Genomic DNA, 22,784 nt, shown 5'->3' on the forward strand with positions numbered 1-22,784 from the left:
CGCCCAAGGATCACCTCATGTTTCAACGTCTACGTGAAGACATCAACAGCGTATTTGACCGCGACCCAGCTGCACGTAACTTTCTTGAGGTGCTGACCAACTACCCCGGCCTGCACGCTCTACTGCTGCACCGCTGCGGTCACTGGCTGTGGAAAAAAAACCTCAAATGGTTAGCGCGGACGCTATCGACGTTTTCACGCTGGCTGACCGGTATCGAGATACACCCGGGCGCCACCATCGGACGGCGCTTTTTCATCGACCACGGCATGGGCGTGGTGATTGGCGAAACGGCCCAGGTCGGCGATAACGTCACGCTGTACCAGGGAGTCACGCTAGGCGGCACCAGTTGGAACAAGGGCAAGCGCCACCCAACGTTGGGCGATGGAGTGATTGTCGGCGCGGGCGCCAAGATATTGGGCCCCTTCACCGTGGGTGCCGGCGCCAAAATTGGCTCTAACGCGGTGGTCACGAAAGAAGTACCGCCGGGCGCCACAGTAGTCGGTATTCCCGGCAAAATTGTCAAACGCACCGACCCTGATGTGGAAGAGGCGCTGGATGTCGATCCCGCCCGTCGCGAAGCCATCTGCCAAAAATTTGGCTTTGATGCCTATGGTGTCAGCCAGGATATGCCCGACCCGGTAGCCCGCTCGATGCAGGCCATGCTGGATCATATGCACGCCGTGGATGAACGTATTGAGCGCATGTGTTCTACCCTGCGCAAGCTAGACGACAACTACCGTGACGGCCAGCTCCCGGCGCTACGCGAAGAAGATTTCGCCGGCATTCTCGATGAGCAAGACACCGGCTGTCCAGGCGTTGGCAAGCGCTCGGTGGCGAACTCCTCTGCGGAGCAAGCGAACGAGCAAGAAACGCTGCCGCCGCGTAATGGTTGACCAAAGCACTCAGGTTTTCCCATAATGGCAACACATTTGCCGTCAGTGCGCTGAGCGTTCAGCGTCGAGGGGCTTGCCATGCGCTTGACCACCAAAGGCCGTTACGCCGTTACCGCCATGCTCGATTTAGCCTTGCATGCCCACAACGGCCCGACCAGCCTAAGCGATATCTCCCAGCGCCAAGAGATATCGCTCTCCTATTTAGAGCAGCTTTTTGCTCGCCTGCGCCGTGCAGGCTTGGTCAACAGCGTACGCGGCCCAGGCGGCGGGTATCTGCTGTCACAACCTGCGGAAGAGATTAGCGTTTCCAAGGTCATTGATGCAGTGAATGAAAGCGTTGATGCCACCCGCTGCCAAGGGCTTTCCGATTGCCAACAGGGCGACACCTGCCTGACGCACCATTTGTGGTGCGAGCTTTCCGTTCAGATACGCCATTTCTTTGACGAGATGACGCTGGCACAACTGATGCTGCGCCCTGATGTCATACGTATTGCATCACGACAGAAACAGCGTGCCGAGGCGGGTATTCTTGCCTCCTCACCCTGACCCAACGCTCCCTGACCGACAAACTGCTGGAACATAACGATGACCACACCCACGCTGCCCATTTACCTGGATTACGCCGCCACCGCGCCGGCGGATGCCCGCGTGGTTGAGGTTATGCAGCGCTACCTAACGGTTGACCAGCTATTCGCCAACCCGGCTTCGCGCAGCCATATGTTAGGTTGGCAGGCAGAACAGGTGGTTGAGCAGGCACGCCGCCAAGTGGCCGACGCGATTGGCGCCGACCCACGAGAAATTGTTTGGACCAGCGGTGCCACCGAAGCGGACAACCTGGCGCTGATCGGCTTTATGCGCGCTAACCGCGAGCGTGGCCTACACTTGGTGACCTCGACGATTGAGCATAAAGCCATCGTAGACACGGCCCATGCGCTGGAGAAAGAGGGGTTTGAGGTGACGTGGCTCACGCCAGGGCGGGATGGCTGTATTCAGCCTGAAAAGCTGCGCGAAGCCATGCGCGACGATACTGCACTGGTCTCACTCATGGCGGTTAATAATGAGCTGGGCAGCATCAACAATATTGCCGCCCTGGCGGCCGTTGCTCATGAGTTTGGTGCGGTCTTTCATACCGATGCCGCCCAGGCGGCAGGTCGCATCCCCTTAGACGTAGTGGCCCAACAGATTGACCTGATGTCGCTTTCCGGGCACAAGACCTACGGCCCCAAAGGCGTCGGCGCGCTATATGTGAAGCGCCACCCAGACATTCGCGTAGAGGCATTGATCCATGGCGGCGGTCACGAACGCGGCATGCGTTCCGGCACGCTACCGACGCACCAAATTGCTGGCATGGGCGAAGCTTTCGCGCTGATGCAGCAGCAGTACGATGACGACAACGCTCACATTAGCCGTTTGCAGCAGCGTTTTTTGCGCGGCCTTGAAGGCGTTGAAGGTGTTTTTGCTAACACACCACTAGATAATGCGGTTCCCAATATTCTCAACCTGGCGTTTGAAGGCGTCGACGGTGAGTCATTACTGATGGCGCTGCGCGATGTAGCGGTCTCTACTGGCTCCGCGTGCAACTCGGCAAGCGTTGACCCTTCTTATGTACTGCTTGGCATCGGCACGCCCCGCTCGCTGGCGCTCTCGTCGCTGCGCTTTAGCTTCGGGCGTTTTACTACCGAAGCAGAAATCGATCATGCGCTAACGCTCATACGCCACGCGGTGAGCGGTTTACGTACACCGCCCGGTTAAGCGGCTGACTATTTTTAAGGAGAACGCCTCATGGCAACACTCAACATTACCCCGGCTGCCGCACAACAGATTCGTCATGTGCTTGATGAGCGTGGACAAGGCCTAGGCCTGCGCGTTTCGGTCAAGCCAAGCGGTTGCTCCGGCTACAGCTACGTACTTGATTTCGCCGACACCGTTAGCGAAGAAGAAGTCCATTTTCAAGAGCACGGCGCCAGTGTCTATGTGGCGCCCGATGCGGTCGAGATGCTCAACGGTAGCGAAGTGGATTATGTCAGCGAAGGCCTGAACCGCTTTTTCCGCTTCAATAACCCTAACGTCAAAGATGAGTGCGGCTGTGGCGAAAGCTTTACGGTTTAGCCATTTAAGGACCGGTGCCATCACCGGTATTCATCCTCTGGCTTAAGCGTTATAATCGCGCCCCTAGATACCCCATCAAGCGCCGGGTAGCACCCGACGCTTGTTAAAATGCTAGCTGCTTAACGCTCTTAGCCGAATTGTTTTCTGGGCCGCCCCGGCTTTCTGGGGCGGCAATTTTGCTTAGCCCCCATTTATGGAGACCATTTATATGGCTACTGAACGCACTCTTTCTATTATCAAGCCTGATGCCGTTGCTAAAAATGCGATCGGTGAAATCATCGCCCGCTTTGAAAAAGCCGGCCTGAACGTTGTTGCCGCGAAGATGGTTCACCTCTCTGAAGAGAAGGCTGGCGGTTTCTACGCTGAGCATAAAGAGCGTCCTTTCTTTAAAGACCTGGTCGGTTTCATGACGTCTGGCCCGGTCGTTGTGCAAGTGCTTGAAGGCGAAGGCGCTATCGCCAAAAACCGCGATCTGATGGGGGCAACTAACCCCAAAGAAGCGGCACCCGGCACGATTCGCGCCGATTTTGCGGAAACAATCGATGCGAACGCTGTCCATGGTTCTGATTCTGCAGAAAGCGCTGAGCGCGAAATTAGTTACTTCTTTGGCAACGACGAAATCTGCCCGCGCTAAGCCTTTCTGGTAGCGCCGCCGTCTCAACGTCAGTTGCCGGCCATTTTGCGGGGGCCTCGCCCCCGCCCCTTTCTATAACGCTGACCGCCATGACCACCACTGTAGCCCAACATACGCCCGCCCCCCGTCTAGGTGCCGACAGCACTGAAGCCAATAGTTCAGACGCCGCCAGCACGCCTGCTGCCAAAGCGACGCCTGAGCGACACAATTTGCTCGGGATGTCCCGCGAGCAGATGGAAGACTTCTTTTTGTCGATTGGCGAAAAGAAATTCCGTGCTGCGCAGCTGATGAAGTGGATTCACCAGGAAGGCAGTGATGACTTTGCTGCCATGACGAATCTCTCCAAGCCGCTGCGTGAAAAACTGGCGCGGGTAGCTGAAATTCGTGGCCCAGCGGTGATCTACGAAGGCACCTCTAGCGATGGCACGCGTAAGTGGGTGCTTGAGGTAGAAGATGGCAGCTACGTCGAAACGGTGTTGATTCCGGCGGAAAACGGTAAACGCCGTACGCTGTGTGTCTCCTCCCAGGTGGGCTGTTCGCTGGATTGCAGTTTTTGCTCGACCGGCAAACAGGGATTTCAGCGCAATTTAACCGCCGCTGAAATTATCGGCCAGGTGTGGGTCGCCCAGCGTAGCGTTGGCCCGCGTCGCGATACGGCCAACCGCCCCGTCACCAATGTGGTAATGATGGGCATGGGCGAGCCCCTGCTCAACTTTGATAACGTCGTGCCCGCCATGAAGCTGATGCTGGATGACAACGGCTATGGCCTGTCCAAGCGCCGCGTGACGCTGTCGACCTCGGGTGTGGTGCCGATGATCGACAAGCTTGGCGATGAAATGGACGTCAGCTTGGCGATTTCGCTGCACGCCTCCACTGACGAGTTGCGCAATACCTTAGTGCCCATCAACCGCAAATATAATATTCGTGCGCTGCTGGATGCGTGCCACCGCTACCTTGCCAAGTGCCCGGACAATCGTCAGGTCACGATCGAATATACGCTGATCAAAGACATCAACGATCAGCAGGAACACGCCGAGCAGCTCGCGGCACTGCTAAAAGAGCTGCCGTGCAAGATCAATTTGATCCCGTTTAATCCGTTCCCCAACTCAGGGTACGAAAAACCATCGCGCAATCAAGTCATGCGTTTTCAGCAGTGGTTGTACGATTTGAATTACAACGCCACGGTCAGAACGACCCGCGGTGAAGATATCGACGCCGCCTGTGGCCAACTCGTTGGTCGCGTGAAAGACCGTACCAAACGCAGCGAACGCTATATTCAATCGGTACAGCTTGATGCGGACTAAGGGGTGGAGTGTAGAAAACCGGGCTTATCTTGACTTCCGCTTGGCACGGCGCTTTGATGGTCACGGTTTTTATTTAGATTAGCACTGCTGTTTGTATGTATTGCCTTACTCGCAGTTGGACGTTCACAACAAGAGGATTTACATGATCGCTCACCGCAGGCGTCAACACCCATCACGGGTGCCCATGCTCACCGTGCTTATCGGGAGTTTGTGGCTAGCCGGCTGTGCCTCGTCCAACAACCTTACAGCGCAAGCCAACCCCGCGGCGGCAGAAGCCTATACCCAGCTTGGCGTCGCCTATTTAGAGCGCGATAATCTTCCCCGCGCTCTCAACGCATTGGATCGGGCGCTTGAAATTGCCCCACGCCATGCAGAAGCGCTGCAAGCATTGGCACTGGTTTACCAGCGCCAGGGTGAAAGCGCACTTGCCAACGACTATTTTCAACAGGCGGTGAACGCCGAACCTGACTTCACCCGCGCCCGTAACAACTATGCGGCATTCTTGTACGGTCAGGGCCAGTTCAATGCCGCCTGTGAGCAGTTAGAAACCGCATCACAGGATGCCCAGTACGCCAACCGTGCCCAGCTATTTACTAATTTAGGGCAGTGTTACCTGGCGCTGGAAGAATTTGACAAGGCGCGCGCTCGATTGGAGCGCGCGCAGAGTATTGATCCGCGTAATTCACGCGGCTATTTAATGTTAGCTGAACTCGAATATTCGCAGGGCCATTACACTCAGGCCTGGGCGCCGCTGCAAACCTATTTACAGCTCGCCGAGCCCGACCAAGCAGCGCTAAGCATGGCGGTTGATATCGCCCACGCACGCGGCGAGCATGATGTTGCCGCCGAATACCAGCGCTTGCTAGGCAACGACTGACTGATTGACGCCCTGATCACCGCTTATTAATGAAGGATGCTCAGCCATGAGCGATACACAGTCACAAGAAAACATTATCGATAGTCCTCACACTACTGGTAGCGCCTCGCCTGGCGAACTTCTTGCTCGCCAACGCGAACAGCTCGGCATTCCACTCACCGATGCGGCCCGGGCGCTGAATCTGCGCCCCGCAGTCGTGGAAGGGCTTGAGCAGGATGATTACCAGGAAATCCCCGTCGCCGCTTATCGGCGCGGCTATCTGCGCTCTTACGCCAAATACCTGGGAATGGATGACCGGCTGGTGCTTGAAGCGTATCAAGCCCGTAGTGGCGTTACCGACACCGAACACAAAGTGACGCCGGTCTCCACCGCCAGACCGCCCTCTCGCATTGGCGCCTGGCTATTTAAGCTGGTTACTTTACTAGTAATCGCCGGCCTTATCGCCGTGACCGTGATGTGGTGGCAAAGCCGAGGCGGCAACGAGCCGCCGGGCTTTGGCTCAACCTCCACGGAAGAAACCGCCAACGCCACGGCGGAGCCAGCTAATGAGCCAGCTGAAGCAGAAAACTCCACAGCTGGCTCAAGCTTCACCAGTGGCGATGAGAGCGCGACGCTGCCGAGCAATGCTACCAACGTGTCGCCTTCGTCGTCAGTTACCCAGGATCAAGCCCCCAGCGCGCAGGATGACGCTGACGCCGTTGCGGGTCTTAACGACTCAATCCTGGATAGCGATAGCGGCACGTCCAGCACTGCCGCAGAAAGCGATGAACCGAACAGCGCTGAGCAGAATGACAGTGAACAGCTCGCTACCGAACAAGAGAGTAACGCTGACAGCGAGCAAACCGCCGCTGCAGAGCCAGCCACCAATGCCAATGTGCTTGAGCTGACGTTTAACGAGCAGTCGTGGACTGAAATTTTTGATGCCACCAACCAGCGCGTTTTCGTTGGCCTACAAACGCCCGGCACCTCGACAAGCGTCGAAGGTGAACCCCCTTTTCGTTTAACCGTGGGTAATGCCACCGGCGTTGAACTGCGCTACCAAGGCGAGGTAGTTGACCTTCCCGCCCGCGCAGGCGCCAACAATGTTGCCCGATTCACCTTGGGAGAGTGACCCGTCCTATGCACGCCCCTTCTCCGATAAAACGCCGCCATTCCCGTCAGATTCAGGTTGGAAATGTAGCCGTGGGCGGTGATGCGCCCATTGCCGTACAAAGCATGACCAACACCAACACCCTGGACGTGGCCGCGACCGTAGCGCAAATTCAGCAGCTGGAAAAAGCCGGCGCAGATATCGTGCGCGTCTCCGTACCTGATATGGACGCCGCCGAAACCTTTGGCCAGATCAAAAAGTTGGTCAATGTCCCGCTGGTTGCCGACATCCATTTTGATTACAAAATTGCCCTGCGCGTTGCCGAGCTAGGCGTCGACTGCCTGCGCATCAACCCAGGCAATATCGGCCGCGAAGACCGCGTACGCGCAGTGGTAAGTGCGGCCCGTGACCATGGGATTCCGATTCGCATCGGCGTCAACGCCGGCTCGCTTGAAAAAGACCTGCAAAAGAAGTACGGCGAGCCAACGCCTGCCGCGCTGGTGGAATCCGCCATGCGCCATATCGACTACCTTGATCGCCTCGATTTCCAAGAATTCAAGGTCAGCGTAAAAGCCTCAGACGTGTTTATGGCAGTCGCCGCCTACCGCGATCTTGCCGAGCGCATTGAACAGCCGCTGCACCTGGGCATTACCGAAGCCGGTGGACTGCGTTCAGGCACGGTGAAATCATCGATTGGCCTGGGCATGCTGCTGATGGACGGTATCGGCGACACGATCCGTGTATCGCTGGCCGCTGATCCGGTGGAAGAGATTAAAGTCGGCTTCGATATGCTGCGAAGCCTCAAGCTGCGCTCTAAAGGGATTAACTTTATTGCCTGTCCCAGCTGCTCACGCCAGAACTTTGACGTCATCAGCACTATGAACCAGCTCGAAGAGCGGTTAGAAGACGTGATGACGCCGCTGAACGTCTCGGTAATTGGCTGCGTGGTCAATGGCCCCGGCGAAGCCAAAGAGACCGATATCGGCCTAACCGGCGGCAGCCCCGCCAACCTGGTCTATATCGATGGTAAACCGGCCAGCAAGCTACGTAACGACCACTTGGTCGACGACCTGGAGCAGCTGATTCGTGAGAAAGTGCGCGAAAAACAGCAGCAGCAAGACGCTATGATTGCCCGCAGCGTTTAACCGCTGGGGTTAGCTGCCAGCCTGGGCAACCAGCGCTAAATGGCAGAATAAGGAGTTTTCATTGAGCAAGTCCGCCGTTAAAAAGATTCAAGCCATCCGTGGTATGAACGACTTATTACCCAGCGACAGCCCGCGCTGGCAGTTTTTTGAAGCCAAAGTACGCCAGCTCATGCTGCGCTACGGCTTCAACGAAATTCGCACGCCGATTGTTGAACAAACCGCGCTATTTGCCCGCTCTATTGGCGAAGTGACCGATATCGTCGAAAAAGAGATGTACACCTTCGACGATCGTAACAGCGAAAGTTTGACGCTGCGCCCTGAGGGCACCGCCAGCTGCGTGCGTGCGGCAATGGAACACGGCCTGCTGTACAACCAAACCCAGCGGTTGTGGTATCAGGGCCCCATGTTCCGTTACGAGCGCCCGCAAAAGGGCCGCTACCGCCAGTTTCATCAAATTGGTGTCGAGGCCTTCGGTTTTGATGGCCCGGATATCGACGCTGAGGTGATTCTGCTTTCAGCGCGGCTTTGGAAAGAGCTGGGGCTAATGGAGCACGTTACCCTTGAGCTTAATTCGTTGGGCTCATCTGAGGCGCGTGCGGCCTATCGCGACACGCTGGTGGCTTATTTTGAGCAGCATCATGATGTGCTTGATGAAGACTCCAAACGCCGCCTAACCAGCAACCCGCTGCGTATTCTCGATTCCAAGAATCCGGCCATGGTCGAGATGCTGGATGCCGCGCCGCAGTTGATGGATCACCTGGATGTGGAATCCCGCGAACACTTCGAGCAGCTCACCAAGATGCTTGAAGCGGCAGGTATAGATTATGTGATCAACCCCCGCCTAGTGCGTGGGCTCGACTACTACTGCCGCACCGTGTTCGAGTGGACCACTACCGCACTGGGCAGCCAAGGCACTGTTTGCGCAGGCGGCCGCTACGACGGCTTGGTCGAGCAGCTGGGCGGCAAGCCTACCCCGGCGGTGGGCTTTGCCATGGGCATTGAGCGGTTGATTCTGCTGCTCGACACCCTGGAATTGATTCCTGCAGACGCACTTGGCGGCTGCGATGTCTATTTGCTACCCATGGATGATAGCGCCACCACGGCGGCTATCACCGTGGCTGAGCAGCTACGTAGCGAGCTACCGGAGCTGCGTTTGCAGCTTCACTGTGGCGGCGGCAGTTTCAAAAGCCGGATTAAAAAAGCCGATAAAAGCAATGCCTCATTGGCAATTCTGCTCGGCGAAGATGAAATCGCCAAGCAGTCGGCGACAGTCAAGTTTCTGCGCGATGACCGTGAACAGCAAAGTGTCTCCCAAGCAGTATTAGGCCGCACGCTGCGCGAGCTTATAACGGCTAACGCATAATACACCCTATAGGTTAGCCGCCTGCTCACATGCGACGGTCTAAACATACGAATTTAGAAGAATAGGAGCCCGCCCGTGGTGGAGCTGAGAAGCGAAGAAGAGCAGCTAGACGCTGTTAAGCGCTGGTGGAAAGAGAACGGCATGTCGTTGATTGCAGGCGCTGTCCTGGCGGCGGCGGGGGTATTCGGCTGGAATGCTTGGCAGAACTATCAGCAGGGTCAGTCAGAAGCCGCCTCCATGCGCTACCAGCAGTTGGTCAACATGACCGCTGGTAACGAGCTTGAAGACGACCAACTGGCAAGCGCGCGAGAAATGGTCGTCGAACTGACCGACGAGCATGGCGACACGCTCTATGCTGAACTCGCCCTGCTGCTTGATGCTCGTCTGGCGGTACAGCAAGGCGACCTGGAAGGTGCGCGTACCGCGCTTGAAAGCGCTGCCGAATCATCGCGGCGCTACGTGCAGAGCCTGGCGTGGCTGCGCCTAGCGCGGGTTGAGCTTGCCGACGGCAATCCCACTCAGGCGCATGCATTGCTGGACGAGCCGATCAGCGACGCCCTGGCGGCCCAACGAGCGAACGTGCGGGGCGATGCCTTTGCTGCTCAAGGCGACACTGACGCGGCCCGTGATGCCTGGGAGACCGCGATGGAAGTGTCACAAACCCAAGACCAGCCGCTTTACGGCGTACAGTTCAAGCTTGACGATCTCGGCGCTGAGGAGGCGACACAATGACTATTAGCACTGTAATTAATTGGGGTATTTCCAAACAGCTGGTACGGGTAAGCGTGGGTGCACTGACGCTGGCACTGTTGGCCGGTTGCGCCAGCAAAGGTGAGCCAGCCTACACTCCCAAAGAGTTGCGCAGTTTCGACGAGACCTCTTCGCTAGACACCCAGTGGCGCCGCAACGTTGGTAGCGGCCTGGGTCGTCAGCGTTACCCCATTGCTCCGGACCGTGAAGGCGACAGCGTTTTTGCAGCAGACGCTGAAGGCGTGGTCATGGCAATGAATGCCAATAGCGGTGCGGTTGAGTGGGAAATTGACCTCGACACCACTATTTCTAGCGCCCTCACCGCGATTGCCGGCCAAGTTTATCTGGCGACCGGTAACGGCGAAGTGATCGCACTGGACCAAGGCGATGGCAGCGAAAGCTGGCGTTCGCGGGTCTCTAGCGAAGTCCTTGCCGCTCCGCAAGCTAACCAGCAACTGCTGGTCGTGCAAAGCGTTGATGGACAGGTCACCGCCTTAGATCGCGCAACTGGTGCAGAGCGCTGGGTATACACCAGCTCACAGCCATCACTCACCCTGCGCGGAACAGGCACGCCGATGGTCATCGACCCGGTGAGCTTCGTTGGCTTGGCCAACGGCCGCTTGGCCACACTGGATAACCGCAGCGGCCAACCGCTATGGGACATGCAGATTGCCACACCACGTGGTCGTAGCGAAGTAGAGCGCCTGGTTGACCTTTCCGGCCAACCGATTATCAGCCCCGATGGCCGCCTGTTCGTGACCAGCTACAATGGTCGTGTCGTCGCTCTAGAAGCCACCCAAGGCGATGTGCTTTGGGAAGCGGATCTATCCAGCCGCCATACGCCGATTCTAGTCGGTGACTTCCTGTTTGTGGTCACCGATGACAGCCAAGTGGTGGCGCTAGATTCTAACAGTGGCCGCGAAGTTTGGCGCAATGACGACTTAGAAGATCGTTGGCTGACCGCCCCGGCCTTCGCCGGCGGCCGCTTGGTCTTCGGTGATTTTGAAGGATATGTTCACCTGATCGACGCCCGTGAAGGCAATATTGTAGGACGCACTCGCGTGCACAGCTCGGGCATTAGCGTTCGCCCGGTCACTGAAGGCAGCACCATTCATGTCCAGGCCAACAATGGTCGCCTGGAAACCCTGGAAGTAACTCCATGACACCCGTCATTGCTTTAGTCGGTCGCCCCAATGTGGGCAAATCGACGCTGTTTAACCGCCTAACGCGCTCGCGTGATGCACTGGTGGCCGACTTTCCTGGCCTCACCCGCGATCGTAAGTACGGCAATGGCATGCTGGGCGATAAGGTCTATACCGTGATTGATACCGGTGGTATCAGCGGTGACGAAGAAGGCATCGATGCCGCCATGGCAGAGCAGTCACTTGCTGCCATTGATGAAGCCGATATTGTGCTGTTTATGGTCGACGCGCGCGCCGGCCTTATCGCCGCGGATCAGGCGATTGCCAACCACCTGCGGGTCAATCAGAAAAAAACCTGGCTGGTGGTGAATAAAACCGATGGGCTGGAAGAGCATTCGGCCATGGGCGACTTCTGGTCGCTCGGCCTCGGCGATCCCTGGCCGATTGCTGCCGCCCACGGGCGCAACGTTTCCACCCTGATCGATGTGGTACTCGAACCCTTTCCGGAGCGTGACGCCAGCATTCCTGCCGACACCGGCAGCAAAGGCGTTCGCATCGGCGTGATAGGCCGCCCCAACGTGGGCAAATCGACCCTGGTCAATCGCCTGCTGGGCGAAGATCGGGTCGTCGTGTTTGATGAAGCGGGCACCACCCGCGATGCCATCGAGATCCCCTTCGAGCGTCGCGGCAAGCCCTATGTACTGATTGACACCGCGGGTATTCGGCGGCGCAAGAACGTGCGCGAAATCGCCGAGAAATTTTCCATCATCAAGACCCTGGATGCGATCAAAGAGTCCCATGTGGTAATCATGGTACTGGATGGCTCCAGCGGCCTGGTGGAGCAGGACTTGCACCTGCTCGACTACGTATTGACCACCGGTCGTGCGCTGGTATTGGCGGTGAATAAGTGGGACGGCCTGGAGACCGAAGCCAAGGATAAAATGCGCACTGAAGTGAAGCGCCGCCTGGGCTTTGCGGATTATGCCGAACTGCACTTTATCTCTGCCCTGCACGGCACGGCGGTGGGGGATCTCTACCCCTCGATTGATCGCGCCTTTGACGCCGCTAACGCCCACTGGTCGACCAACCGCCTCACCACCCTGCTACAGGACGCGGTCAGCCAAAACCCACCGCCGATGGTACATGGACGACGTATCAAGCTGCGTATGGCTCACCAGGGCGGCAGCAATCCGCCGATTATCGTCGTCCACGGCAACCAAACCGAGTCGCTCCCCGAAGCCTACCGTCGCTATTTGACCAACACCTTCCGCAAGGTGCTCAAGGTGCGCGGCACGCCGATTCGCTTTGAGTTTCGCTCGGGCAGTAACCCGTTCGATGAAATGGCGGGCGCCAGCGACAAAGAGAAGGCTAAAAAGCGCGAGCTTAACCGCACCAAAGAGGCGCGCAAAAGCCGTCGCTAATCGCTTTATTAGCTGCTATTTGAATTCGCCCGTTTGCACCGACAAGCGGGCGTTTTTGCTTCTAGCCTTCAATAGGCGCCTGAACACGCAAATTGTCTTGACAGAAAATGGCTTCAGCCCTCAAATAGCCGCGCTTGTTAGCCCGAACCTAGTAAGTTTGCATCAGCACCTTACACTTGACGCCATTACCCCACTATTTACGCCCTACTTAAGGGGAGTCTTATGCTTTGTATTGCTCGCTACTGGCGATGGCTTACCCTATTAGGCGTTGCCAGCCTACTCACGGGCTGTCTCGCCCTTCCCCAAACCGGCCTGTTTGCGTTTCGTTTGGCGGTGACCTCTCTGGGGGTCGAGGATGTTCGCATTGGCCCTTACAGCATTAATGCAGGGCTGGACACCAGTGATCTAACCAGTCTGATTGCTTCCAGCCTTGGCGCCGGCAGCTTGCCTATACAAGCCACCATTGCCATGGGGCTGGGCTTACCTGCGGGTATGCCCCCAGTGAAAATGTCAGGCTTTCGCTGGGCGCTGGATATGCCTGGGGTTGATCCTGTAGAGGGTAACTATGAGCAGGATGTCACACTGACCTCCGGTGACGATGCCAATTTACGCCTACCGGTAGCCTTTGATGTCCTCGCCACCGACACCCAACGCATGGCCCCCATGCTCGAGCTTGCCAGCCAGTTGGCGTCCCAAGGCGAGCTTCCGCCCGGCAGCCAGCTGGCAATCACGCCAGGGGATCTGCGCGGTTTAGGTATGCGGTTACCTGCCGGTTTGTTGACGCCCACCATTCGCCTCAATGTAGGCGCGGATGGGCAGTTAGTACCCCAGCGCTGAGGGTTTATTTCTAGGAGCTTGCAGCCCACCGTCTGGTGCCTAGCATTGGGTCAGAGAAGGATGGTTAATTCAGCATCCATACTCACCCTCTAGGTGGGTTATGATGGGGGATTGATTTACTGCTATCAGCGGTTATCTTGTGTCCAAGAAACCCATTCGTCTATAAGGAAACCGTCCCATGCGCTGGCTTCGCCCCCTTGCTATTACCGCGCTATGCGCCTCCATCGCCGCTTGCTCCACCTCGCCTACCGGACGCTCGCAACTGCTGTTGCTCTCCGATAGCGAACTCAATGAGATGGGCCGCCAGGCGTTCACTCAATATCAGCAGAAACTGCCTACCGCCGGCCAAGCCAGTCATCGCTATGTCCAGTGTATTGCCGATGCCATCGTGGCGGAGCTCCCCGCCCAGCAGCAACAGCTAGATTGGCAAATCCGCGTGTTTGAGTCCGAACAGCCCAACGCCTTCGCGCTTCCCGGCGGCTATATGGGCGTGAATACCGGTATGCTGGATATTGCTACAAATCAGGATCAGCTTGCTTCCGTTATCGGCCACGAAATTGGTCACGTACTGGCCAACCATGCCAATGAGCGTGCCTCAACCGAGAGCGCTACCTCGTTAGGCCTGTCGGTAATTTCCAGCACCTCGGGCATGCAGTCTGCCGGTGGCCAGCAACTCATGGGCGTGCTCGGCATGGGCGCACAGTATGGCATCGTACTGCCTTTTTCCCGGGCTCATGAGAGCGAAGCTGACGTGATTGGCCTGGATCTTATGGCCCAAGCAGGTTTCAATCCCCGTGAGAGCGTGACCCTTTGGGAAAATATGCAGGCGGCCACAGGCGGCGGTGCGCCCCCCGAGTGGATGTCGACTCACCCTGGCCAAGGCCAGCGCATTGAAGGCCTGCAAGCCAATATGGATCGTGCCCTGGCACGCTACGAACAAGCACGCAGCAATGGCCGCACCCCCAACTGCCCACGCCCTTAACGGCTCTTGAGGTTTAGATGATCAAGTTAGGTTTACTGCTGCTAGTGCTGCCGCTGTTTGTACTAATGGGCGTCTATTTCTGGGAGCTCAACGACGTTCGCGCGTGCCAGCTTAATGGCGGCCATTGGGACTATATCGAGAGTGTCTGTACCGACACTCAGCAACCGTTCGTCTCCTGGCTGCAGCGCTCGCCGCTGTTAGTCAATGGCGGCATGCTGGTCTCAGTGGCGGGACTGGTAATGAGTATGGTGGGCTTGTACGTTAAACGCGCTAAGTGAAACGCTATTAGCGGAGCGGCATCAATAAAAGCGGGGGCGGATACTGTATCCGCCCCCGCTTTTTAAGTTGTGTTGGTTGGATTCGGCTATGAATAATTGAGCGACTGGCGCAGCATTTCGCGCACGGGTGCGGTTTCGGGGCGCACATTGCGCCATAGAAAGAACGACTCGGCAGCCTGCTCGACCAGCATGCCTAAGCCATCAAGCAACTTCGCACCACGCGGGCCTGCCCACTGTAAAAATACCGTCGGCTCGGGCCCGTACATCATATCGTAGGCCCAGGCGTTGGTATTAAACAACGTATCAGGTAGCGGCGGTAAGTCACCTGAAAGGCTAGCGCTGGTGCCGTTAATCACCACATCAAAGGTACCGTCAATAGTGTCAAAACCGCCGCCAGTAATAGGCCCCAGATCAGCAAAATCGTTGGCCAACTGATCGGCCTTGGCGGCGGTGCGATTGACCACGACGATTTCGCTGGGTTGCTCCGCAAGCAGGGGCTCCAGAATGCCGCGCACGGCACCGCCAGCGCCTACCACCAAAATACGCTTTCCCGCTAACGCTACGCGGTGATAGGCCAAATCGCGCACTAGGCCAATACCATCGGTCGTATCGCCATAGGTACGACCATTGCCCCCCAGGATCAGCGTATTCACCGCCCCTGAACGACGGGCGCGGTGGCTCAAGGTATCGCACAACGCAAAGGCATCGCCCTTGAACGGCACGGTAACATTGGCGCCACGCCCCCCCGCGTCGATAAACGCCCGCCAAGCAGCGGCAAAGCCATCCAGCGGCACTTCTTCAGCGGTGTACTCAAGCGCTTGATGGGTTTGATGGGCAAACTCAGCGTGGATCTGCGGTGATTTAGAGTGTTTGACCGGATTACCAAACACGCAGTAGCGATCAGTCATGTGAGCTCTCCGCTTTTTGTTTGACCTGCATCCTCAGCGAATTCGTCGAGCCAGTCGCGGGGGTGTAAGAAATCCTGCAAGCGCGCCTCGGCGCTACCGGGCTCCGGCTCAAAGGCGTACTCCCAGCGCGCCATCGGCGGCATAGACATCAAAATTGATTCCGTGCGCCCGCCGCTCTGTAAGCCAAACAGCGTACCGCGATCCCACACCAGGTTGAACTCCACGTAGCGGCCACGGCGGTAGAGCTGGAAGTCGCGCTCGCGCTCCCCCCAGGCGTCGTTTTTACGCCGCTCTACGATGGGCAAATAAGCCTCTAGGAAGCTGTCACCCACTGCCCGTTGCACGGCAAAACAGTCGGCAAACTCACCTTCGTTCAGGTCATCGAAAAACAGCCCACCGACACCGCGGGTTTCATCGCGGTGCTTGAGATAGAAATACTCGTCGCACCAGGCTTTGTAGCGGTCATAAACGTCGTCGCCAAAGGGAGCACAGGCGGCTTTTGCCACTTGGTGCCAGTGAACCACGTCTTCCATTACGGGATAAAACGGCGTTAAGTCAAAGCCACCGCCAAACCACCAAACCGGCGGCTCGCCGACTTTCTCAGCAATAAAGAAGCGTACGTTGCCATGACTGGTGGGTACATGGGGGTTTTCCGGGTGCAGCACCCAGGAAACGCCCACTGCGTGGAAGCTGCGCCCGGTCAGTTCAGGGCGTGCGGCGGTGGCCGAAGGCGGCAGTTGGGTGCCATAAACATGGGAGAAGTTGACGCCACCCTTTTCAAACACCCCGCCATGGGTCATTACCCGTGATCGGCCGCCGCCGCCCTCAGCACGCTCCCAACTATCTTCTTGGAACTGGGCAGCCCCATCGGCTTTCGCCAATCCGGCGCAGAGCCGATCCTGCAGATCAAGAAGGTAGCGTTTAACGTCATCAAGGTGCTCGTGGGCCACGGGGACTCCTGGGTGGTGAATAGTGAGTAGAGAATAGTAAGTAGTTGTAGAGCCGGTTAAGAACGCATGATTTTACCGGTGGCTAGGTCTCTAATAGTACTGGGCTTGGCATTGCCACCTAGCTCGCCCTGCACCACATGGGCCACTTCATCAGCAAAGATTCCCGTGATCTCAGCGGCGCTCATTGCAGGCGGTTCCCCCGAACGGTTGGCCGAGGTTGATACCAACGGGCCACCAAAGGCTTCGCACAGGGCTTTCATCACCGGGTGGTCGGTCACCCGCAGCGCCACGCGCTCATGGGCACCACGCACCAGCCCATGACTGCGGCCATAGTCGGGCACTAGCCAGGTATTGGGGCCCGGCCAGCTTGCCGCCAGGGGAGCGTGCATCGCGAGCGGAAGCTGGCTCAGCCAGGGTTGGAACTGGCCAATGTTGGCAGCAACGAGGATGACGCCCTTGGCAGGATCGCGCTCTTTCATGCGCATTAGATGGGCTAGGGCTGCGTCGTTTTCGGGGTCACAGCTAAGCCCCCAAACCGCTTCTGTGGGGCAGGCAATCACTCCCCCACTACGCAGCGCGCTAATCGCAGGGGCTAGATCGGTCGCCAAACTCATGCTCTCTCCTCACGGCTAACAGGCCTTTAAGGGTTTTATCCTATCATGGCCGCGGCAGCCGCACCCAGCCTCCCGCCTGCTGGGCGACCCAGCCTTCTAACTCCAGCATCAGTAGGCGCTGCTGGCAGTCGCTGACCGTCACACCGGTGGCGTGTACCAAGAGATCAATGGGCGTTGGCGTAGCGGATAAAGACGCTAATAAGGAATCGGGCAATAGCTCTTGCGCGGGTGGTTTCTCCGCCGTCGCCGGTAAAGTTTGCTGCACGGTGTCTTCGGACAGGATAAACGCCTCCGCCCAGTGACCAAGATCGGCGATGATATCGTCGACGCTAAGGGCAAGGTGGGCACTGCCCTGACGCAGTAGTGCCAAGCAGCCGCGGGCCTGTACGTTGTGTAGCGAACCGGGCAGTACAAACAGTTCGCGATTTTGCTCTAAGGTGAGCCGCGCACTGACCAGCGAACCGCTTTTTTCGGTGGCTTCGACCACTAGGGTACCGAGCGAGAGGCCGGTAACGATCCGGTTGCGCCGCGGGAAAAACGCCGGGCGGGCCAGCGTACCTGGTGGATGTTCTGATAGCAGCAGGCCGCCGGGCAGGCGGCTAAGCTGCTCGTGGAGATCACGGTGGGAGGCGGGATAGATCACATCTACACCACAGCCGAGTACGGCGATCGTGCGTCCGCCGGCATTTAGCGCTGCGCGTTGGGCAACGCCGTCAACCCCTAACGCCATGCCGCTGACCACGCACCAGCCGCGACGGGCTAGGTCGCGCGCGAAGGTTTGGGCGTTATGGGTGCCTTCGCCGGTGGGGCGACGAGTGCCTACCATGGCAAGCTTGGGGCCCTCCAGAGCGCCAAGATCACCCTGGGCCCAGAGCACCACGGGCGGGTCGGGCAACTCATTTAACAGTGCAGGCCAGGCGGGGTGGTCGCGATGCAGCACGTGGCGACTTGGGCCGCTTTGCTGCCACGCCTCGGTTTCATCGATTACTTTTTGCAACGGGCTGCGGGTGGGGTGCTCAAGCCACAGGCGCAACTCGCTGGCAGCACGGCTCGGCAGTGCTGCCAGCCAGCCTTCCGGCCACTGCGGCTGACGAGCGATTAATTGCGCGATTCGCAGCGCGCCCATACCCGGCAACGCATTGACCACCAACCACGCCTGGGCGTCCATATTTCCTCCTTTTAAAGTCTTTGTGTGCCGCCCGTTAGTTCGTCGCTGACGCAACCTCATCGCCCACTTCCAGCACCCGCGATGCCTGCATTACCAGGGCGTAGCTGACGCGATCATAGGGCTTGAACACCATCACACTCCCCGCCTCTGTGCTGGGTAGTTGTACTAGCTCCTGGGTACGTGGGTCGTTGATCAGCTCACCCTGCTGATTGACTCGCAGCACATGACCCGCCTGCAAACCATCCAGGGTGCCGAGATCCAGCGCAACGATCTGAAAACGGCCAATAAAGCGCACGCCACCTGGCACAGCAATAACATGACCTGCGACGGCATTGAGCGGCGCGCGGGGCATAAACTCACGGCTCAGCTCGCGCTCCTCCAGCGGTAAAATAATATCGTTAACTCGCACTTCCTGATGAGAGCTAACGACTTCGAGCTGCGCAATCTCGCCTTCACTGCTGATGTGGCGAGCGATGCCAACGCTGATCAACTCTAAGCCCAGCGGCGTGCCATCCATCGCCAGGTAGGGTTCCGACTGCCGATAGATGCCCAGCTGACCATGGCGTGGCACATCACCACGCACGTATAGCCGGTCACCCGAGCCGCTGATCAAGCGGCGATCATCTCCCGCCACTACGTAAGCCAGTTCCTGCAACGCCTCGGCATCATCGACAACGCGGTGTTCGCGTAAAAAGGCCTGGGCTTCCTCCAGGGCGATGGGCTCGATCGCTTCACGATGGGGCAATGTACGCACCTGCGGCGATAGTTTAATCACTGCCTGATCACGCTCCCAAGCGTCGGCATCGATACTCATCAGCATCACTGCACTCAGCAGCAAACCACTTAATGCCCCCCGATAGGGGTGTTGTTTTGCCGCCATCCTGCTCTCCCCAATAAAATGCGTCACTCTTAGTTCCATGTCGAAACGCTGCATAAACGCAGTGATTGTGTTGATGCTGAAACCCTGCGCGTATCAGGCGCCCATGCCCAGAAACGTTGACAGCATGATATAGTGACCCATCATAAAGTACCTAGGTTAGAAGACGCCCGTCACTGCCTAGCTTGACTTAATTTAGACTCAGCATAACGGTGATTGTAACGCCATGGCCAAACTTCCTATTCTTGAATTCCCCGATGAGCGCCTGCGCACCAAGGCCGCTCCGGTGGAAACCGTCGACGATGAGGTACGCCAGCTCGTCGACGATATGCTGGAGACCATGTATGACGCCCGTGGTATCGGTCTAGCCGCGACCCAGATCGATGTCCATCGCCGCGTAGTCGTCATGGACGTCAGCGACGATAACTCCCAGCCGCTGGTGCTCATCAACCCGCGCTATACACCCATTGGCGACGAGAAAGAGCTGCTTTCGGAGGGCTGCCTGTCGATTCCCGAGCACTACGCAGAAGTGCCGCGCTACCTCAAGGTGCAACTCAACGCGCTGGATCGTAATGGCGAGACCTATGAGTTAGAGGCAGAGGGTCTGCTGGCACACTGTATTCAGCACGAGTACGACCACCTTGAGGGCGTGCTGTTTGTTGACTACTTGTCGCCGCTAAAACGTGACCGTATCCGCAAGAAAATGCAGAAACGCCATAAGCAGATGCAGGACGCCTAACACTTCTCTCATTCAAGCCAGGTAGCCCTCTTTATATGTCACGATTGCGCGTTGTTTTTGCTGGCACGCCTGAATTCGCCGCCTCTAGCCTTGCCGCGCTACTGGAAAGCCAGCACGAAGTGGTGGGGGTGTATACCCAACCCGACCGCCCTGCTGGTCGAGGCCGTAAGCTAACGCCCAGCCCGGTCAAACAGCTGGCTCTGGAACACAGCCTGGCTGTCTATCAACCCCAGACGCTAAAACAGCTCGAGGCTCAAGCAGAGCTGGCCGCGCTCAATGCCGACATTATGGTCGTTGTGGCCTACGGGCTGCTGCTTCCCCAGGCCGTATTGGATATACCGCGTTTAGGCTGCGTTAACGTTCACGCCTCGCTGCTGCCCCGTTGGCGCGGCGCTGCCCCTATTCAGCGGGCGATCGAAGCGGGCGATAGCGTATCGGGGGTGACCATCATGCAGATGGATGCTGGCCTGGACACCGGCGCAATGCTTACAGAAGTGCGCACGCCGATTACTACACGCACCACCGGCGGCGATTTGCACGACCGTCTCGCCATTCAAGGTGCCAATGCGCTGATCAACACGCTGGATGCTCTCGCCAGCGGCACCGCGCATGCGACGCCTCAGCCCGAAGAGGGCGTGACCTATGCCGCCAAGCTGAGCAAAGCGGAAGCCGAGCTCGACTTTGACCAGCCCGCGCAGCAGCTAGCCAGCAAGATTCGCGCCTTTAACCCCTGGCCAGTGGCCTGGTGCGCGCTGGGCGATGATCGCCTACGTTTGCTAATGGCCAATGTAGAGGAAGGCGAGCATCCTCCCTGCGCCCCCGGCACGCTACTTGAGCATGGCGACGATCACCTGCGCATTGCCTGCGGCACCGGCGGTCGCGACGTGCTGTGCGTGACCAATGCGCAGTTGCCCGGCGGAAAAGCCATGGCCGTGCGTGACTTACTGAATGCACGACACGCGCGTCTGGCTACCGGCACACGGCTTGGCGCTCATCTTGACACTCGTCTTGGTAAACCAGCGGCTCAGGCCAGCGAAGGAGACACACCATGAGCCAAAAGCGCTCCCCTCAAAGTGGCGGCAGTGGCCAGGAAGTCCGCGCTGCGGCGGCTCGCGCGCTGGCCCCGATGCTCAGCGACCAAGGCTCACTGGCGGGGCTGGATGAGCACAGCGTGGTGGCTCGCGACCGCGGGCTGCTCAAGGAGCTCTGTTTTGGCACCTGCCGCCGTTTACCGCGTCTGGAAGCCTTAGCGGGCGTGCTGCTTAAGCAGCCTTTTAAAAAACGCGATAGCGATGTTCAGGCGCTGCTGCTACTGGGTATTTACCAACTGCTCTACATGCGCATTCCTGCCCACGCGGCGGTAGGTGAAACAGCAGGCGCTGCGCGCTTACTGAATAAGGAGTGGGCCACCCGCGTCTTAAATGGTTGCTTGCGGCGCCTACAGCGCGAATCCGAGGCGCTCCAGGCCCAGGTAGACCGGGATGAGAGCGTAGCGCTGGAGCATCCGCCCTGGCTGCTTAACGCCTTGCGTCAGGCATGGCCAGAGCAGTGGCGCGATATTGTTGAAGCCAACAATCACGCTGGCCCTATGACGTTAAGGGTGAATCAGCGTTACAACGACCGTGAAGCCTATTTAGGTATGCTCACCGAACAGGGGTTGAACGGCCACTTATGCCCCCATGCCCCAGACGCTATCACCCTGGAAACGCCCTGTGATGTCACCGCGCTGCCCGGCTTTGAAGAAGGCCATGTTAGCGTTCAGGATGAGGCCGCCCAGCTTTCTGCCGCACTACTAGGCCCCGCGCTGGCACCGCGTCCAGGTGCCCGTGTGCTTGATGCCTGCTGCGCCCCAGGTGGTAAAACGGCCCACTTGCTCGAGCAGTTTGATATTGCGCTAACGGCTATCGATAGCGACAACCAGCGCCTGGCGCGGGTGGAGGACACCCTCAGCCGCCTCGGCGTTGAGGCGGTGCTTGAGCACGCCGATGCGACCGAGCGCGACTGGTGGAGCGGCACGCCGTTCGATGCCATTCTACTCGATGCCCCTTGCTCTGGCACCGGCGTTATCCGCCGCCACCCGGATATTAAAAAGTTGCGCCGTAAAGACGATATTCGCCCGCTGGCCAAGCTTCAACGCCAGCTGCTAGATAACCTCTGGCCGATGCTACGCGAAGGCGGCACACTGCTTTACGCAACTTGCTCCGTACTGCCGGAAGAGAACAGCGAGCAGATTGAAGCGTTTCTCGCCCGCACCCCTGACGCCCATGTCACCACGCCTAACGACGTTGCCTGGGGCATTGCCAGCGGAGCAGGTCGTCAGCTGTTTCCGGCCCAGGGCAGTCACGATGGCTTTTTTTATGCCAGACTAGAAAAGCGCACTGCCTAGGCGCCCACTGACGCCGGGGGCAGTGATTTCATGACAAGGAAGGAGATATTATGAGTCATCATACCTATAAGCACGTGGAACTGACCGGCTCTTCCGAGAAGGGCATTGAGGAAGCGGTACAGAACGCTCTGGCCAAGGCGTCGGAGACTATTAAGCACATGCGCTGGCTGGAAGTAATCGATACCCGTGGCCACATTGAAGACGGCCAAGTGGCCCACTGGCAGGTCACGGTTAAAGTCGGCTTTACGCTAGAATAATCCTCACCTGCTTTTCGACGGCGGCTGGTTTACACTGGCCGCCGTCTTTATTGCAGCGCA

Annotated in this window: 25 protein-coding genes; 20 read left to right on the top strand and 5 right to left on the bottom strand. The window is 58.1% G+C overall.

The window, feature by feature from the left end; translation table 11 throughout:
- The first annotated feature begins 17 nt into the window (after nt 1–17).
- From cysE to HZS80_RS18375, 16 genes are all read left to right on the top strand, one after another.
- Nucleotides 18–893 carry a serine O-acetyltransferase gene (gene cysE, locus HZS80_RS18300; protein ID WP_035564575.1) on the top strand — a complete coding sequence of 292 codons (876 nt, stop codon included), beginning with the start codon at nt 18–20 and terminating at the stop codon, nt 891–893.
- 78 nt (nt 894–971) lie between these two features.
- Entirely contained in the window at nt 972–1,439 is a 468-nt protein-coding gene (iscR, locus tag HZS80_RS18305; protein ID WP_035564577.1) for a Fe-S cluster assembly transcriptional regulator IscR, read from the top strand.
- A gap of 39 nt (nt 1,440–1,478) precedes the next feature.
- A complete protein-coding gene (locus tag HZS80_RS18310) occupies nt 1,479–2,645 on the top strand; it encodes an aminotransferase class V-fold PLP-dependent enzyme (RefSeq protein ID WP_035564579.1) in 1,167 nt (388 codons plus the stop codon).
- Nucleotides 2,646–2,675: 30 nt separating this feature from the next.
- Complete coding sequence (locus tag HZS80_RS18315) at nt 2,676–3,002, top strand: HesB/IscA family protein (protein WP_008959762.1); 327 nt, start codon at nt 2,676–2,678, stop codon at nt 3,000–3,002.
- Nucleotides 3,003–3,210: 208 nt separating this feature from the next.
- Nucleotides 3,211–3,636: a nucleoside-diphosphate kinase gene (ndk, locus tag HZS80_RS18320; protein ID WP_035564581.1), complete on the top strand. Its 426-nt coding sequence runs from the start codon at nt 3,211–3,213 to the stop codon at nt 3,634–3,636.
- A gap of 89 nt (nt 3,637–3,725) precedes the next feature.
- Nucleotides 3,726–4,940 carry a dual-specificity RNA methyltransferase RlmN gene (gene rlmN / locus HZS80_RS18325; protein ID WP_179916876.1) on the top strand — a complete coding sequence of 405 codons (1,215 nt, stop codon included), beginning with the start codon at nt 3,726–3,728 and terminating at the stop codon, nt 4,938–4,940.
- 142 nt (nt 4,941–5,082) lie between these two features.
- Nucleotides 5,083–5,817: a type IV pilus biogenesis/stability protein PilW gene (gene pilW, locus HZS80_RS18330; RefSeq protein ID WP_035564585.1), complete on the top strand. Its 735-nt coding sequence runs from the start codon at nt 5,083–5,085 to the stop codon at nt 5,815–5,817.
- 46 nt (nt 5,818–5,863) lie between these two features.
- Nucleotides 5,864–6,928, top strand: a complete 1,065-nt coding sequence (locus HZS80_RS18335; protein WP_179916877.1) for a RodZ domain-containing protein — start codon at nt 5,864–5,866, stop codon at nt 6,926–6,928.
- An 8-nt stretch (nt 6,929–6,936) separates the two neighbouring features.
- A complete protein-coding gene (ispG, locus tag HZS80_RS18340; protein WP_035564589.1) occupies nt 6,937–8,052 on the top strand; it encodes a flavodoxin-dependent (E)-4-hydroxy-3-methylbut-2-enyl-diphosphate synthase in 1,116 nt (371 codons plus the stop codon).
- A gap of 61 nt (nt 8,053–8,113) precedes the next feature.
- Nucleotides 8,114–9,415: a histidine--tRNA ligase gene (gene hisS, locus HZS80_RS18345; protein WP_179916878.1), complete on the top strand. Its 1,302-nt coding sequence runs from the start codon at nt 8,114–8,116 to the stop codon at nt 9,413–9,415.
- A gap of 75 nt (nt 9,416–9,490) precedes the next feature.
- Nucleotides 9,491–10,147 carry a YfgM family protein gene (locus HZS80_RS18350; RefSeq protein ID WP_008959769.1) on the top strand — a complete coding sequence of 219 codons (657 nt, stop codon included), beginning with the start codon at nt 9,491–9,493 and terminating at the stop codon, nt 10,145–10,147.
- Nucleotides 10,144–11,328 (top strand): outer membrane protein assembly factor BamB, encoded by a 1,185-nt coding sequence (bamB, locus tag HZS80_RS18355; protein WP_179916879.1) that lies wholly within the window; start codon nt 10,144–10,146, stop codon nt 11,326–11,328. The genes HZS80_RS18350 and bamB overlap by 4 nt, the downstream gene beginning before the upstream one ends.
- Nucleotides 11,325–12,728, top strand: coding sequence for a ribosome biogenesis GTPase Der (gene der / locus HZS80_RS18360; RefSeq protein ID WP_179916880.1), 1,404 nt, complete (start codon nt 11,325–11,327; stop codon nt 12,726–12,728). Before bamB ends, der begins: the two co-directional genes overlap by 4 nt.
- 222 nt (nt 12,729–12,950) lie before the next feature.
- Nucleotides 12,951–13,565, top strand: coding sequence for a hypothetical protein (locus HZS80_RS18365; protein ID WP_179916881.1), 615 nt, complete (start codon nt 12,951–12,953; stop codon nt 13,563–13,565).
- A gap of 178 nt (nt 13,566–13,743) precedes the next feature.
- Nucleotides 13,744–14,547, top strand: a complete 804-nt coding sequence (locus tag HZS80_RS18370; RefSeq protein ID WP_179916882.1) for a M48 family metallopeptidase — start codon at nt 13,744–13,746, stop codon at nt 14,545–14,547.
- A gap of 17 nt (nt 14,548–14,564) precedes the next feature.
- Nucleotides 14,565–14,825 carry a hypothetical protein gene (locus HZS80_RS18375; RefSeq protein WP_179916883.1) on the top strand — a complete coding sequence of 87 codons (261 nt, stop codon included), beginning with the start codon at nt 14,565–14,567 and terminating at the stop codon, nt 14,823–14,825.
- A gap of 86 nt (nt 14,826–14,911) precedes the next feature.
- Here HZS80_RS18375 and aroE read toward each other — a convergent pair whose 3' ends face one another.
- The 5 genes from aroE to HZS80_RS18400 are packed head-to-tail and all read right to left on the bottom strand — an operon-like array spanning nt 14,912 to nt 19,345.
- The gene (gene aroE, locus HZS80_RS18380; RefSeq protein WP_179916884.1) at nt 14,912–15,733 is read right to left on the bottom strand and encodes a shikimate dehydrogenase; all 822 of its coding nucleotides are present in this window, start codon (nt 15,731–15,733) and stop codon (nt 14,912–14,914) included.
- Nucleotides 15,730–16,683 carry an oxygen-dependent coproporphyrinogen oxidase gene (gene hemF, locus HZS80_RS18385; protein WP_179916885.1) on the bottom strand — a complete coding sequence of 318 codons (954 nt, stop codon included), beginning with the start codon at nt 16,681–16,683 and terminating at the stop codon, nt 15,730–15,732. Before hemF ends, aroE begins: the two co-directional genes overlap by 4 nt.
- 56 nt (nt 16,684–16,739) lie before the next feature.
- Nucleotides 16,740–17,297, bottom strand: coding sequence for an L-threonylcarbamoyladenylate synthase type 1 TsaC (tsaC, locus tag HZS80_RS18390; protein ID WP_179916886.1), 558 nt, complete (start codon nt 17,295–17,297; stop codon nt 16,740–16,742).
- A 43-nt stretch (nt 17,298–17,340) separates the two neighbouring features.
- Nucleotides 17,341–18,465, bottom strand: coding sequence for a DNA-processing protein DprA (gene dprA / locus HZS80_RS18395; RefSeq protein WP_179916887.1), 1,125 nt, complete (start codon nt 18,463–18,465; stop codon nt 17,341–17,343).
- A 34-nt stretch (nt 18,466–18,499) separates the two neighbouring features.
- Nucleotides 18,500–19,345, bottom strand: a complete 846-nt coding sequence (locus tag HZS80_RS18400; RefSeq protein WP_179916888.1) for a peptidoglycan-binding protein — start codon at nt 19,343–19,345, stop codon at nt 18,500–18,502.
- 223 nt (nt 19,346–19,568) lie between these two features.
- Here HZS80_RS18400 and def point away from each other — a divergent pair, with 223 nt between their 5' ends.
- Genes def through HZS80_RS18420 form a run of 4 tightly spaced genes read left to right on the top strand, consistent with a single transcriptional unit; the run spans nt 19,569 to nt 22,724 of the window.
- Nucleotides 19,569–20,081, top strand: coding sequence for a peptide deformylase (gene def, locus HZS80_RS18405; protein ID WP_179916889.1), 513 nt, complete (start codon nt 19,569–19,571; stop codon nt 20,079–20,081).
- Nucleotides 20,082–20,116: 35 nt separating this feature from the next.
- On the top strand, nt 20,117–21,133 hold the full coding sequence (fmt, locus tag HZS80_RS18410) for a methionyl-tRNA formyltransferase (protein ID WP_179916890.1): 1,017 nt from the start codon (nt 20,117–20,119) through the stop codon (nt 21,131–21,133).
- Nucleotides 21,130–22,467 (top strand): 16S rRNA (cytosine(967)-C(5))-methyltransferase RsmB, encoded by a 1,338-nt coding sequence (gene rsmB, locus HZS80_RS18415; protein ID WP_179916891.1) that lies wholly within the window; start codon nt 21,130–21,132, stop codon nt 22,465–22,467. The genes fmt and rsmB overlap by 4 nt, the downstream gene beginning before the upstream one ends.
- Before the next feature lie 50 nt (nt 22,468–22,517).
- A complete protein-coding gene (locus HZS80_RS18420) occupies nt 22,518–22,724 on the top strand; it encodes a dodecin (RefSeq protein ID WP_179916892.1) in 207 nt (68 codons plus the stop codon).
- Nucleotides 22,725–22,784 lie beyond the last annotated feature (60 nt).

The organism is Vreelandella glaciei (assembly GCF_013415125.1).
GTDB lineage: Bacteria > Pseudomonadota > Gammaproteobacteria > Pseudomonadales > Halomonadaceae > Vreelandella > Vreelandella glaciei.